This is a genomic window from Streptomyces sp. NPDC090083 (assembly GCF_044747445.1).
Lineage (GTDB): Bacteria > Actinomycetota > Actinomycetes > Streptomycetales > Streptomycetaceae > Streptomyces.
This window is the reverse complement of sequence record NZ_JBIVED010000003.1, coordinates 498,324-512,253: the sequence shown is the minus strand read 5'-3', so window position 1 is coordinate 512,253 and position 13,930 is coordinate 498,324. Positions and strand designations below refer to the sequence as shown.

The following is a 13,930-nucleotide window of genomic DNA, read 5'->3' as shown; positions in this document are numbered from 1 at the left end:
GGCAGACGGTCCGGAAATTCATCCGCTGGGTGAGACGTCTCGGCCAGGACGTCGCCGTATGCCCCGCGCATATGCCGGACGGGTGTCCTCAGCGGCGGACGTGGCCGTCGCCCGTGACGATGTACTTGGTGCTCGTCAGCTCCGGCAGGCCCATCGGGCCCCGCGCGTGCAGCTTCTGGGTGGAGATCCCGATCTCGGCGCCGAAGCCGAACTGGCTGCCGTCCGTGAAGCGCGTGGAGGCGTTCACGGCGACGGTGGTGGAGTCGACCAGCTGGGTGAAACGGCGGGCGGCCTGCTGGGAGGTGGTGACGATCGCCTCGGTGTGGCCGGAGCTCCACAGCCGGATGTGCTGGACGGCCTTGTCGAGGGAGTCGACGACGGCGGCGGCGATGTCGTAGGAGAGGTACTCGGTGTCCCAGTCCTCCGGGGTGGCCTCGACGACGGTGGCCCGGGAGTCCTTGGCGTAGGCGAGGACGCGTTCGTCGGCGTGGACGGTGACACCCGCCTCGGCGAGGGCGTCCAGGGCGCGCGGCAGGAACTCGGGGGCGATGTCCTGGTGGACGAGGAGGGTCTCGGCGGCGTTGCAGACGCTGGGTCGCTGGGCCTTGGAGTTGATCAGGATGTCGATCGCCATGTCGAGGTCGGCGTCGGCGTCGACGTAGACGTGGCAGTTGCCGACGCCGGTCTCGATCACGGGGACGGTCGACTCGCTGACGACGGTCTGGATCAGGGAGGCGCCGCCGCGCGGGATGAGCACGTCGACCAGGCCCCGGGCGCGCATCAGCTCGCGGACGCTCTCGCGGTTCTCGCCGGGCACCAACTGCACGGCGTCGGCGGGGAGTCCGGCGCCGCCGACGGCGTCGCGGATGACGCGCACGAGGGCGGTGTTGGACTCGTAGGCGGAGGCGGAGCCGCGCAGGAGGACCGCGTTGCCGGACTTGAGGCAGAGGGCGGCGGCGTCCACGGTGACGTTCGGGCGGGCCTCGTAGATGATGCCGACGACGCCGAGGGGGACGCGGACCTGGCGCAGGTCGATGCCGTTCGGGAGGGTCGAGCCGCGGACGACCTCGCCGACCGGGTCGGGCAGCGCGACGACGTCCCGCACGTCCGAGGCGATGGCCCGCACGCGCTCCGGCGTGAGCGTCAGCCGGTCGATGATGGCCTCGCTGGTGCCGGCCGCGCGGGCCTTGGCGATGTCCTTGGCGTTGGCCTCGACGATCTCGCTCGTCCGGACCTCCAGCGCGTCCGCGATGGCGAGCAGCGCGTCGTCCTTCTCGGCGCGCGGGAGCGGCGCGAGGTCGGCGGCGGCGGACTTGGCGCGGTAGGCGGCCTGCGTGACCGGGGACATGGCGTCGTACGGCGAGAGCGTGGTCATGAGGGAAGGGTAGTGCGCCGGGCGGAGGCGTCCACCGGCTATCCCACAGCGCGAGACACGCCCAGAAGGGTCCGAAGCGGACTCAGAACGGATGGACGCCGACGGGGGTCGCGGGCAGCGGGCCGTACCCCTCGGAGATGCGCTGGTGGTAGGTCTCGCGGTCGATGACCTCCAGGCCGACGATCTCCCACGGGGGCAGCTTCGCGGTCTGGCGGTGCTCGCCCCACAGGCGCAGCGCGACGGCGGCGGCGTCGTGCAGGTCGCGGGCCTCTTCCCAGTAGCGGATCTCCGCGTGGTCGTTGGCGTAGCGGCTGGTCAGCAGGAAGGGGTGGTCGTGGGCGAGCTGTTCCAGGCCGCGCCGGACCTCCTTCAGCGGGGCCTCGTCGCCGGAGACGCTGAGGGTGACGTGCCACAGCCGGGGCAGGTACGCGGGTTCCTCGCCCTCGTACCGGGCGCCGGGCGCGACGCTCGTCAGCGTGCGCTCCTCGCCGGGCGCGCGGGAGGTGGTACCACCGCGGGACGCCGCCGCCCCAGGGCGCACTCGTCTCACGACGGCCTCCTTACGCAATGGTCGAGCTGCGGTGTGCTCGCGCGGACTTTGTCCCCGAGACAAAGTTGAGCAGGCCGAAGCCGTCCGCGTGGCCCTTTTACGGAAGGTCCACCGCGGGGAGGCGGACGTTTCGGTTGTTTTACGGGTGCAGGATCACCAGGTCGTCCCTGTGTACGACTTCCCTCTCGTACGACGGTCCCAGCTCCCGCGCCAGTTCCCTGGTGGAGCGGCCGATCAGCTGGGGGATCTCCTTGGCGTCGAAGTTGACGAGCCCCCGGGCCACCGCCTGCCCCGCGCCGTCCCGCAGCTCGACGGGATCGCCCGCGCTGAACTCGCCCTCGACCGCGGCGATCCCGGCCGGCAGCAGCGACATCCGGCGCTGCACGACCGCGCGCACGGCACCGTCGTCGAGGGTCAGCGAGCCCTGCGGGGTGGACGCGTGCTGCAACCACAGCAGCCGGTCCGCGGACCGCTTTCCGGTGGCGTGGAAGTACGTCCCCGTGTCGCCGCCGGTCAGCGCGTCGGCCGCGTGGACCGCGCTGGTCAGCACGACGGGGATACCGGCGGCGGCGGCGATACGGGCCGCCTCGACCTTGGTGACCATGCCGCCGGTGCCGACGCCCGCCTTGCCCGCGCTGCCGATCTCGACGTGCGCGAGATCCTGCGGGCCCCTGACCTCCGCTATCCGCGAGGTGCCGGGCCTGCTCGGGTCGCCGTCGTAGACGCCGTCGATGTCGGAGAGGAGGACCAGCAGGTCGGCGTGGACGAGGTGGGCGACGAGGGCGGCGAGGCGGTCGTTGTCGCCGAAGCGGATCTCGTCGGTGGCGACCGTGTCGTTCTCGTTGACGATCGGGAGGGCGCCCATCGCGAGGAGCTTGTCGAGGGTGCGGGAGGCGTTGCGGTGGTGCGAGCGGCGGCTCATGTCGTCGGAGGTGAGCAGCACCTGGCCGACGCGGATGCCGTAGCGGGCGAAGGAGGCGGTGTAGCGGGCGACGAGGAGTCCCTGGCCGACGCTGGCGGCGGCCTGCTGCCGGGCGAGGTCCTTGGGGCGGCGGCGCAGTCCCAGCGGGGCGAGGCCGGCGGCGATGGCGCCGGAGGAGACGAGGACGACCTCTTTCTCTCCCCCGCCGCGGCTCTTGGCGAGGACGTCCACGAGGGCGTCGACCCGGTCGGCGTCCAGTCCGCCCGCGGCGGTGGTCAGCGAGGAGGAACCCACCTTGACGACGATCCTGCGGGCCTCGGTCACGGCCTGCCTTGCCCCTGCCACGTGCGCGGTCCCCTCGGGTAGGTCGGGGTGGCAATCTACGCGAACCGGGTTGCCCCGCGCACGTTCGTCCAGGTCGCGGACAGCGGGGCCGGGTCTCGGGTGCCGGCCGTCCTCAGCGGCGCGGGGCGCCTCCGCCGGTCCGCAGGCGGCGTGCTTTCCGCGCCACCCGGCGCAGGAAGGCACCCGCTCCACCCTCCCGGTATCCCTTCACCGCACGCGCCTCGCGGGGTTCGGCCAGGTAGACGGAGTCCGGCAGCCCGGCCTCGCCGGACCGGAAGTGGGGATACGCCAGGTACACCCGCCTCCCCCGCTTCTCCACCACCGCCTCGGGCCGCTTCTTCGCCTTGATGAACTCGACGACGTCCAGCAGGAGTTCGGGGCGCTCCTGGGCGACCAGCCGCAGCCGGAGCCGCTCGTCGACCTTGAGGCGCACGGCCACCTCGTCCGTCCAGTGGGCGGCCATCAGCGGCTTCGCCAGCTCGAACTTGTGGCGCCGCACCTGTTCGCTGTCCTTCGCGTACTTGGGGCCGAACTGCGGGAGCAGGGTCACCAGGAACGGCCGGACCATCAGCTTGTCGCGCTCGACCCCCGGCGGGACCATCTCCGCGATGAGGTTCATCAGGGCACGCGCGGAGTCGAAGCGGAGGGTGTAACTCCCGCTCTTCGTCACGTGTTTGCCGTCGTCCCGGCCCACCAGGTAGTAGCAGGTGTGATCGGCGATCACGGAGACACCGTCGGCCCGGAGATACGCCTCCATCGTGAACAGCGCGTCCTCGCCGGTGAACAGCGACTCGTCGAACCGCATGCTGTGCCGCTCCAGCAGCGCCCGCCGGAACAGCTTCTGGGCGCTCAGCGTGAACTTGACGTTGGAGTGGAAGACGTCGGTGCGCTCCAGGGTCTCGACCCACGCGGCCCTGGGCGGGACCCGGTTGATGCCCTCGACCCGGCCGAGCACGACGTCCGTGCCGTTGCGGTCGGCCATCGCGACCATCCGCTCCAGCGCCTCGGGCGCCAGCCGGTCGTCGGCGTCGAGGAAGAAGACGTAGCGCCCGCTCGCCTTGCCGAGGCCGACGTTGCGCGGGGAGCTGGGGCCGCCGGAGTTCTCCTGGCGGATCACGGTGACGTGGGCCGCGGCGCGGGCCGCGAACTCCTCCAGGTACTCCCCCGTGCCGTCCGTCGAGCCGTCGTCGACGGCCACGACCTCGATCCGGGCCGGGTCCAGGGTCTGCGCCTCGACCGAGCGCAGGCACTCGACCAGGTAGGGCATCGCCTCGTACGCCCCGATGACCACGGTCACATCAGGCTGTGGCACGGTCACGCGTCCCCCTTCGTCCACGGGGCGTTCTCCCCGTATTCACTGGATCGCCGACTGGAAGACGGGCGGAGGCACCGGCAGGTTGCCTTCCCGTCAGCAGGGGATACGCAGAAGGGCCCGGTTTTCGAGGATCACTCCTCGGAAACCGGGCCCTTCTTGACCAAATCCTGGCCGAGAGCCGCCTCCGGTCAGCCGACCGTGGGGTCCGCCGACAGCTGCGCCTCGGTCGGGCTCGTCGGCTCTCCGCTCGCCGCCGCCCGTTCCTGGCCGATGTTCCGCGTCTCGGACGTGACCGCGAGGTCGCGGACGGCCGCGTTGAACTGCTCGATCGACGTGGGCTCGTCCGGGCCGAGCAGGTACTCCTTGAGTTCCTTGCGGTCCTCGGCCAGCGGGTCGGCCTCCGGGGTGCGGAACGCGGCGAGCAACTCGCCCAGTTCCGTCGCCTTGTTGGAGAGGATCACGGCCGCGCGCACCGCGGTGTTCTGCCGCTTGAACTCCTCGACGCCCAGCTGCGCGGAGTCCGTGACCGCGTACGGCTTGCCGCTCGCGATGAAGTCGGAGACCACGCTGGAGATGTCGGAGACCATCGCGTCGGAGACGTTGAAGCAGTCGTACAGGCGCGGTTCGGGGCCCGCGATGACGCGGTGCTCGAAGGTGCCGAAGGAGTTCCAGTACGCGGTGTTCCACTCGGCGCGCAGCCGGGCGAGCTCCTCGTACTTGGCCAGGTCGACCACGCCGTCCCGGGTCATCTCGGCCTCGTCGCCCTTGTCGACGCCGCCGGTCAGCTCGGCGATCCGGGCCTCGATGCGGGCCAGGTCGGCCTTGGCCTTCGTCTGGACGGCCGCGTCGGCCTGGAAGCGCGGGTCGGTCGCGCGCTGGGCGGCGGCCTTCTCGACGAGGGCGATGACCTTGCGGTGCGCGGAGCCGGCCGCGGAGCTGACGGTGCCGGTGAAGGGGTGCGGCTTGTACAGCACCCGCACCGGCGGGTCGGCCTTGAGCAGCTTCTTCACGATGTTCTCGCCGGCCAGCAGCAGGGAGGTGTTGCCGGGGTCGTTGTCCCAGCCCTCCCAGGTGGGCGCGTAGAGGACCGTGGGGATACGGTCGTCGGGGACGCCCCGCCAGGTCTGGATGGGGGCGAGCTGGGGGCGGCCGACCTCGACGATGTCGTCGTCGCGGACACCGACGTCGGCGATGGCGTAGCGGTCGCGGCCCGCGCGGCCGGCGGTCCACACCTCGTCGTAGACCTTGCTGAACGGGTTGACGCTGGCCAGCTTGTCGCTGTCGCCGTGGCCGATGAAGACGTGCTTCATGGTGGGGACGCGGAGCAGGTGGATGTTCTTGCCGACGTTGGCCGCGTAGAGCGCGACGCGCACGGTCGACAGGTCCATGTTCATCAGGTGCACACCGCCGGGCACGCAGACGACCGGGGCCTTGGTCGGGGCGAGGTTCTGCAGTATCACGCGCTCACGGAGCAGGACGAGCGGCCGGGTGTCCAGCTCCTCCATGGTCTCCAGCCACATGTTGACCTGGTACGCCGAGTCCTTGGAGCCGGAGAAGTAGAGCACCGTCTGCGGCTTGTACTCGCGCAGCCAGTCGTCGACGGCGGCGAGGATGACCTGGGCCGTCGGCGGGATCTTCGTACCCCTTATGTACGGCAGCAGCGCGAGGACGTAGAGGCTGCCCAGGACCAGGGTGATGCCGATGCCGATGAAGCCCGCGACGGCCGAGTCGAGCTGGGCCGAGATCAGCAGGCCCACGACGGCGAAGAGGTCGAGGTGGAGCATCTTCTCGGCGGAGCGCTCCAGCAGGCCGAACCTGGGGGCGTCCGGGATGCGGATGCGCGCGCCGAGGTCGACGTTGCGGGTGGCGACCGGCATCCGGCGGCGGTTGCGGATCAGGGTGACGACCGCGCCGTGCGGGGCCTGGAGGCCGTAGAAGGCGATGAAGCAGGCGATGGCGCCGTAGAAGATGAGGTTGTCGGAGAGGTCCATGCGGGCCAGCAGCAGGATCAGCAGGAGCTGGCGGATCAGGAAGCGGATGGAGAGGCCCGCCCTGACCTTGCTGAGGCGGTTGATCAGGTAGCTGGACTGGCGGTGGAGGTAGTGGTCCGCGACATAGGTGACGACGGCCGCGGCGGCGAAGGCGGGCACGCTCGGGACGAGGGCGGCCAGCATGAGGGCCGGGTATCCCAGGATCATGAGGACGGCGGCGGCCAGCTCAGCCGCGCTGCCCACCCTGGCCACGCGAATAGCGGTGGAAATCACTGATAAACCTGCTCTTGGGGGTTTCGAGTAATTTACCGGGAGCTCAGAGTCAGGCTTGATTAAACGCCGTCCTGGACGTCCAGGACCGAGGCGAGGGCGGCCTCGAAGCCGGAGGCCCTGGCCGCGCCGGCCGTCGGGTCCTGCTGGCGGACGTCGATGACATGGCCGGTCAGCTCGGACAGCAGCACGTCGAGCGAGGTGCGGGCCACGGCCTCGGAGGACAGCAGCGTGCCGGTGGGCTCCTGGCCGAAGGCCTTGGTGCGCATGGGGGTGGCGGTGCGCTCCGGGTTGATGCAGTTCACCCGGATGCCGTCGGCGGCCCACTCGTCCGACAGGGCCTGCGTGAGGTTGACCATCGCGGCCTTGGTCGAGGAGTACAGGCTGTACTCGGCGCGACCGCGCGTGTAGCTGCTGGAGGTGTAGAGCAGCAGCTGGCCCTTGGTCTCGGCCAGGTACTTGTACGCGGAACGGGCGATCTGCACGGGCGCCAGGTAGTTGACCTTCAGCGCCTCCTCGATCGTCGCGTTGTCCGTCTCGGCCAGCTTGCCGATGCGCAGCACGCCCGCGGTGTTGATGACGTAGTCGATGCGCCCGGTCTCGCCGTACGCCTTGGACAGCGCGTCGTCGACCTCCTCGGGGTTCTCGACGTGCGTGCCGGTGGTCGAGCGGCCCAGCGCGTACACCGTGGCGCCGTAGCCCTCGGCGACCTCGGCGATGTCCTTGCCGATGCCGTAGGAGCCGCCGAAGACGACCAGGGTCTTGCCGGTGAGCAGCTCGCGGTAGGCGGCCTCGTCGACCTGCTCGGGCGCGGCGGTGGAGGCGAGCTGGAAGAGCTTGTCGGCGATGAAGACGTCGACGGGCTGGGTGACCTTCATGTTGTACTCGTCGCCCGCGACGACGTGGATCGGCACGTCCGGCAGGTACTTGAGCACGACCGAACAGTCGTCCGTGGCCTGGAAGTTGGGGTCGCCGGCCGCGACCTCGTAGGCGCGGCGGATCGTGGACAGCTTGAACGCCTGGGGCGTCTGGCCGCGGCGCAGCCGGGAGCGGTCCGGGATCTCGGTGATGAACTCGCCGTCGTCGCCGTGGGTGCGGGTCACGATGATGGTGTCGGCGGACGGGATGGCCACGTCCACGGCCTGGAAGCGCTCCAGGGCCACCACGCAGTCGTCGATCACGCGCCGCGAGAGCAGGGGGCGCACGGCGTCGTGGAACAGGACATTGCGGTCCTCGCCCTCGGCCAGGCCCTCACCGAGGGCGGCGATGGCGCGCTCGGTGGTCTCGTTCCTCGTCGAGCCGCCCTCGATGATCCGGGTGACCTTCTTGAAGCCGGCCTTGGCGACGATCTTCTCGATGTCCGGGACGTAACCCGGAGCCATCAGCACGATGATGTCGTCGATCGAGTCGGCGTTCTCGAAGGTGGTCAGGGTGTGCTCGATGACTGCCTTGCCGGCGATCTTCAGCAGCTGCTTGGGGATCGAGAGACCCACCCGCTGGCCGGTACCGCCGGCCAGGATCACTGCGGTGGTGCGGGGCTTGGCTATGTGCGACACAGGTGACCTTGACCTACCTCGGGACAACGGGGAACTCGCAAATGGTCCCACTCGCGGTTACCGCAGTGCAAGGCGAGTGACCTCCGCCGCATAGGTGCGCGACACCTGTCATTCATCTTGCACTGCCGGTGACCGGGCGATGACACGTTCAGCGGCGGCGCAACCGCTTCAGACAACGGTGTCCGAGAACACGCACGAGTTCCTTCGACGACGTCTGGTGAACGGTCCGCGCCTTCGCCGGCGCGGAGTGCCGCACGGGCGCCGAGGCCGCCGCCGCGAGCGCCCCGTAGAGCGCCTGCGCGGCGACCTCGGGCGCGATCCGCGGCTCCCCGGGCGCCTTCTCCGCCGCCTCCGGTACGGCCGAGAGCAGTGCCGTGTCGCCGACGACCCGGACGCCCGCGGCGGTGATCGTCGCGGCCATCTCGGCGCCGATCGCGCCCGCCGCCTCGACGGCCCATTGCGGCGTGGTGATCTTCACGTCCCGCGGAGTCGGGCTGCACGCATTCTTCATATGCATGACCGCGCCGTTGCGCACGAGCTTGGAATACAGCTCGTCGGGGAGTCCATTCCCGCGGAATTCCACGTTCAGCTTCCGCAGCATTTCGGTCTCGGCGAGGGTGAGGGAACGGTTCGCCGCGTCCGGCACCGGCCGCAGCAGATCGGCGGGCAGTCCGAGCAGCGCCTCGAAGGTGCGCAGCAGTCCGTCCCGGTCGCTGTCGTCGACCACGACGACGGTGACCCGCTCGGGGCCCACGGCCCGGGCCCACCGCTCGACCAGCCGGTCGTGCCGGTGCCGCCGCCAGAAGCTGGGGTTGGGCTGCTCGTACGGCGCCTTGCGCAGCATGTGCTCCAGCCAGTCGCCGTAGCCCATGCGCAGGCCGTTCTGCACGTACTGCTGCCACTGCGAGGGCATGACCCTCGCCAGCGGGCGCAGGGTGATCAGGACGTGCACGCGCTCGCCGCCGAGCTGTTCCACGATCCTGGCGAGGGTCTCGTCGTCCTGGGCGTCGGCGAAGAACTCGCTGCTGATCACCGAGGTGCGTCCGCCGGTGGCGTGCACGGCGTCGAGGAGGCGCGTCCAGTGCTTGTCGGTGGGCACGGTGTCGCCCATCATCGCGGGCCGGGCGCAGGCGGCGAGGGCCGCCTCCATCGGGTGCCTGCTGTGCGCGGGGAAGTCGACGCCGTGCGCGGGCATCGTGTCCTTCGCGGCGAACAGCGCGCCCTGGATGGCGGTGGTCCCGGTCTTGTGCGGTCCGATGTGCAGCAGCCGGGTCCCGACGGGCAGCGCTTCCTTAATACAATCCGTCTCCATGGTTAACGGACGGTAAGAGTTGTTCCTGAGTTTGACCTGAGAGGAGCCTGGGACACAGATGAGTCCCAGGCTCCCGTCACACAGGGTTCACGCTCATCCCAACGGCACCGACACCGACACCGACACCAGCACCCGTGCCTCTATACGACGCTGACGCCCGGGTCGTCCGACTCCACCCGGAGCGAGGCGTACGTGCTCGGGGTCGCCGTGGGCCTGAGCACGGTGTCCACGACTCTCACCTTCGCGTCGACGCCGTCCTTGCGGATGTCGAACAGGTGGTAGCCGCGGTGGGCGTCGATCACCTTCCAGTGCGGGTTGTCCGCCATCAGCGGGTCCCACTGGGCGTGGAAGGCGGCCTGGTCCTGGTCGCCGTTGCTGGAGATCGACGTCCCCACGAACTCGGCGCCGACGACGTCGGAGTCCGGATCGGCGAAGTCCTCCTTGAGGTCGCTGATCATCGTGAGGTGGCGGTCGCCGCTGAGCACCAGGGGGTTGCGGACAGACGTGAAGTCCTCCAGCAGCGCGTTGCGCTCGGCCTGGTAGCCGTCCCAGGCGTCGTAGAACCACTCCTTGCCCGGGCCGAGCAGGATGTCCGTCTCGGCCATCATGATCTGCGAGGCGATGACGTTCCAGCGCGCGGGCGAGTGCTTCAGCCCCTTGAGCAGCCATGCCTTCTGTTCGGCGCCCATCATCGTCATCGCCGGGTCCTCGGCACCGGCCTGCGTGGTCGCCTGGTCGCTGCGGAACTGCCGGGTGTCGAGGACGTTCAGGCGCATCAGGCGGCCGAATTCGAGCCGCCGGTACATCTGGATGTGCGGCCCGTTCGGTACGGCGCTCGCGCGCACCGGCATGTGCTCGTAGTACGCCTGGAAGGCCGCCGTCAGCCGCGCCACGAACGCGTCGTGCGACTGCTTGTCGGGGTCCTGCGGGACCTCTCCGGCCCAGTCGTTGTCGACCTCGTGGTCGTCGAAGGTCACCACCCAGGGAGTGTGGGCGTGCATGGCCAGCAGATCGGGGTCGCTGCGGTACTGCGCGTACCGGTTGCGGTACTGCACCAGGCTGTACGGCTCCCCGGTCCCCTCGTGCCGGCGCGGCCCGGCGTTCGAGGGCGCCGACTCGTAGATGTAGTCACCGACGAAGAGCACGAAGTCGGGGTCCTGGGCCAGCATGTCGGCGTACGGCGTGAAGTAGCCGTTCTGCCAGTTCTGGCAGGAGGCGAGCGCGACGCGGAGCCGGCCGCCGGAGCTGGTCGCGTGCGGCGCGGTGCGGGTGCGGCCGGTGGCGGAGAGCTGGCCGCTGGTGCGGAAGCGGTACCAGTACTCGCGGCCGGGCCGCAGTCCCCGCACGTCCACGTGGACGCTGTGCCCGAACTCGGGCCGGGCGGGGGCGATCCCGCGGCGCAGGGTCTTTCTGAACCGGGCGTCCTCGGCGAGTTCCCACTCCACGGGGACCACGCGGTCGGGCATCCCGCCGCCGTTCAGCGGGTCCGGGGCGAGCCGCGTCCACAGCACGATGCCGTCGGGCAGCGGGTCGCCGGAGGAGACGCCGAGGCTGAACACACCGTCGGGGAGCGGGGTTTCGGCAGCCCGGGCCGAGGTCGGCAGCCAGAGCTGGGCGGAGGCGGCGGCCCCGAGCACCGCCGCGCCGGCCGCGAGAAAACGTCGTCGATCGGGTGATACGGCTCCGGTCATCGGTGAACTCCCTTGCGACGTTGGCCTCTTGGGTCACTTGGAAGCCTCACAGTGCGCGGAGTCCCACCTGTTGAACAGTAAGTATCGCGTCCATGACAAATGAGCGCACAGCAAGAGACCCGTTACTCCGGAAGCAACGGGTCTCGGCCACTTTGGTCACGCCGCCGAATGATCTTCACGCCGAACGGCCGAACGGCCGGGCACCGGCGCCCTCCCGGACGGGCCGGCCGGGAGGGAAGGAGGGGATGAAGCCGCGGATCGGTCAGAAAGGCGTGACGCGCGGGTCGGTCAGAAGGGCTTGAAGTCGTCGAACTCCTGCGCCGCCTCGTCCCGCTCGGCCTGGTTGTCACGACGCCGCTGCGCCGCCGGGCGCGGGGCCTCGAAGCGGTGGTCCTCACCACGCCGGCCCAGCATCTCCGCACCGGCCATGACGGTCGGCTCCCAGTCGAAGACGACCGCGTTGTCCTCGGGGCCGATCGCGACGCCGTCGCCGGAGCGCGCGCCCGCCTTCATCAGCGCGTCCTCGACACCGAGACGGTTGAGCCGGTCGGCGAGGTAGCCCACGGCCTCGTCGTTGCTGAAGTCGGTCTGGCGGACCCAGCGTTCGGGCTTCTCGCCGCGCACGCGGAAGAGACCGTCCTCCTCCTGCACGACCGTGAAGCCGCTGTCGTCGACGGCCTTCGGGCGGATGACGATCCGGGTCGCCTCCTCCTTCGGCTTCGCGGCACGCGACGCGGCGACGAACTCCGCGATGGCGAACGACAGTTCACGCAGTCCCGTGTGCGCGACCGCCGAGATCTCGAAGACGCGGTAGCCGCGCGCCTCCAGGTCGGGGCGCACCATCTCGGCCAGGTCCTTGCCGTCCGGAACGTCGATCTTGTTCAGGACGACCATGCGCGGACGCCGGTCGAGGCCGCCGTACTGCTTCAGCTCCTCCTCGATCGTGTCGAGGTCGGAGACCGGGTCGCGCTCGGACTCCAGCGTCGCGGTGTCCAGGACGTGCACGAGCACGCTGCACCGCTCGACGTGGCGCAGGAACTCCAGGCCGAGGCCCTTGCCCTGGCTCGCGCCGGGGATGAGGCCGGGGACGTCGGCGATCGTGTAGACCGTCTCGCCCGCCGTCACCACGCCGAGGTTCGGGACCAGGGTCGTGAAGGGGTAGTCGGCGATCTTCGGCTTGGCCGCGCTCAGCACGGAGATCAGCGAGGACTTGCCGGCGCTCGGGTAGCCGACCAGGGCCACGTCGGCGACCGTCTTCAGTTCGAGGACGATGTCCTGGAGGTCACCGGGGACGCCCAGGAGCGCGAAACCCGGGGCCTTGCGGCGGGCCGAGGCCAGCGCCGCGTTGCCGAGGCCGCCCCGGCCGCCCTGCGCGGCGACGTACGAGGTGCCCTGGCCGACCAGGTCGGCGAGCACGTTGCCCGCGCGGTCCAGGACGACCGTGCCGTCCGGCACCGGCAGGACCAGGTCCTGGCCGTCCTTGCCGGAGCGGTTGCCGCCCTCGCCGGGCTTGCCGTTGGTGGCCTTGCGGTGCGGGGAGTGGTGGTAGTCGAGCAGCGTGGTCACGGACTGGTCGACGACGAGGATGACGTCGCCGCCGCGTCCGCCGTTGCCGCCGTCCGGGCCGCCGAGCGGCTTGAACTTCTCACGGTGGACGGAGGCACAGCCGTGGCCTCCGTTACCCGCGGCGACATGCAGCTCGACGCGGTCCACGAAGGTGGTCATGGGATGTGCCTCCAGTTACGTACAAGAAAGTCTTGGGGGTGCAGCCACGTACTGCTACCAGTAGAAACACGCGAAAGGCGGACCCGCTTCCCGGAAGGGAAGTGAGGTCCGCCTCGCGAAAGCTTCCGATCAGCTGCCTGAATCAGTTACCTGATGCTTCAGGCGACCGGAACGATGTTCACGACCTTGCGGCCACGGTGCGTACCGAACTCCACCGCACCGGCGTTCAGCGCGAACAGCGTGTCGTCGCCGCCACGGCCGACGCCCGCACCGGGGTGGAAGTGGGTGCCGCGCTGGCGGACCAGGATCTCACCAGCGTTGACGACCTGACCGCCGAAGCGCTTCACGCCGAGCCGCTGGGCATTGGAGTCGCGACCGTTCCGGGTGGACGATGCGCCCTTCTTGTGTGCCATGTCTCCTCAGTCCCTTACTTCGCAGCCGCGGGGATCTCAGTGACCTTGATCGCCGTGTACTGCTGGCGGTGGCCCTGACGACGGCGGTAGCCGGTCTTGTTCTTGTAGCGAAGGATGTCGATCTTGACGCCCTTGTGGTGGTCCACGACCTCGGCCTGGACCTTGATGCCGGCCAGCACCCACGGGTCGCTGGTCACAGCGTCGCCGTCGACAACGAGCAGGGTCGAGAGCTCGACCGTGTCGCCAACCTTGGCAGTGGAAATCTTGTCAACCTCAACGATGTCGCCGACAGCAACCTTGTGCTGGCGACCACCGCTGCGCACGATGGCGTACACGCGGATCTCACTCTCTCGCTCTGGGACGGCACCCCCGCAGTCCAGCCGCCCTGCGGAGCAGACGGCCTCTCCCGGCGGAACACGCCCGGGAGGAAGAGGTTTACGGGGATGTGGCGTGTCACCTGTGGAC

11 protein-coding genes are annotated in these 13,930 nt (G+C 70.0%); all 11 read right to left on the bottom strand.

From position 1 onward, the window contains the following. Positions 1-88: 88 nt before the first annotated feature. Positions 89-1,375: a glutamate-5-semialdehyde dehydrogenase gene (locus ACIPTO_RS13285; protein ID WP_401191392.1), complete on the bottom strand. Its 1,287-nt coding sequence runs from the start codon at positions 1,373-1,375 to the stop codon at positions 89-91. 82 nt (positions 1,376-1,457) lie between these two features. Beyond that, positions 1,458-1,925: a hypothetical protein gene (locus ACIPTO_RS13280; RefSeq protein ID WP_401191390.1), complete on the bottom strand. Its 468-nt coding sequence runs from the start codon at positions 1,923-1,925 to the stop codon at positions 1,458-1,460. Positions 1,926-2,064: 139 nt separating this feature from the next. Beyond that, entirely contained in the window at positions 2,065-3,171 is a 1,107-nt protein-coding gene (gene proB, locus ACIPTO_RS13275) for a glutamate 5-kinase (protein ID WP_366314469.1), read from the bottom strand. A gap of 133 nt (positions 3,172-3,304) precedes the next feature. Further along, positions 3,305-4,510, bottom strand: coding sequence for a glycosyltransferase family 2 protein (locus tag ACIPTO_RS13270; protein WP_401191388.1), 1,206 nt, complete (start codon positions 4,508-4,510; stop codon positions 3,305-3,307). Positions 4,511-4,695: 185 nt separating this feature from the next. Continuing rightward, entirely contained in the window at positions 4,696-6,771 is a 2,076-nt protein-coding gene (locus ACIPTO_RS13265) for a hypothetical protein (RefSeq protein ID WP_401191387.1), read from the bottom strand. A 59-nt stretch (positions 6,772-6,830) separates the two neighbouring features. Then, positions 6,831-8,324: a bifunctional cytidylyltransferase/SDR family oxidoreductase gene (locus ACIPTO_RS13260; RefSeq protein ID WP_366313560.1), complete on the bottom strand. Its 1,494-nt coding sequence runs from the start codon at positions 8,322-8,324 to the stop codon at positions 6,831-6,833. A gap of 148 nt (positions 8,325-8,472) precedes the next feature. After that, entirely contained in the window at positions 8,473-9,636 is a 1,164-nt protein-coding gene (locus tag ACIPTO_RS13255) for a hypothetical protein (protein ID WP_401191385.1), read from the bottom strand. A gap of 140 nt (positions 9,637-9,776) precedes the next feature. Further along, the gene (locus tag ACIPTO_RS13250) at positions 9,777-11,327 is read right to left on the bottom strand and encodes an alkaline phosphatase D family protein (RefSeq protein ID WP_401191383.1); all 1,551 of its coding nucleotides are present in this window, start codon (positions 11,325-11,327) and stop codon (positions 9,777-9,779) included. A 288-nt stretch (positions 11,328-11,615) separates the two neighbouring features. Beyond that, entirely contained in the window at positions 11,616-13,052 is a 1,437-nt protein-coding gene (gene obgE, locus ACIPTO_RS13245) for a GTPase ObgE (RefSeq protein WP_366313554.1), read from the bottom strand. A gap of 158 nt (positions 13,053-13,210) precedes the next feature. Then, positions 13,211-13,465 carry a 50S ribosomal protein L27 gene (gene rpmA, locus ACIPTO_RS13240; protein ID WP_007381992.1) on the bottom strand — a complete coding sequence of 85 codons (255 nt, stop codon included), beginning with the start codon at positions 13,463-13,465 and terminating at the stop codon, positions 13,211-13,213. A 14-nt stretch (positions 13,466-13,479) separates the two neighbouring features. Beyond that, positions 13,480-13,800, bottom strand: a complete 321-nt coding sequence (gene rplU / locus ACIPTO_RS13235) for a 50S ribosomal protein L21 (RefSeq protein WP_007381993.1) — start codon at positions 13,798-13,800, stop codon at positions 13,480-13,482. Between the last annotated feature and the right edge of the window lie 130 nt (positions 13,801-13,930).

Excerpts from the sequence above, each read along its gene's own strand:
- ACIPTO_RS13285 (WP_401191392.1), bottom strand. The coding sequence starts at position 1,375 with ATGACCACGCTCTCGCCGTACGACGCCATGTCCCCGGTCACGCAGGCC.
- ACIPTO_RS13255 (WP_401191385.1), bottom strand. The coding sequence starts at position 9,636 with ATGGAGACGGATTGTATTAAGGAAGCGCTGCCCGTCGGGACCCGGCTG.
- ACIPTO_RS13250 (WP_401191383.1), bottom strand. The coding sequence starts at position 11,327 with ATGACCGGAGCCGTATCACCCGATCGACGACGTTTTCTCGCGGCCGGC.
- obgE (WP_366313554.1), bottom strand. The coding sequence starts at position 13,052 with ATGACCACCTTCGTGGACCGCGTCGAGCTGCATGTCGCCGCGGGTAAC.
- rpmA (WP_007381992.1), bottom strand. The coding sequence starts at position 13,465 with ATGGCACACAAGAAGGGCGCATCGTCCACCCGGAACGGTCGCGACTCC.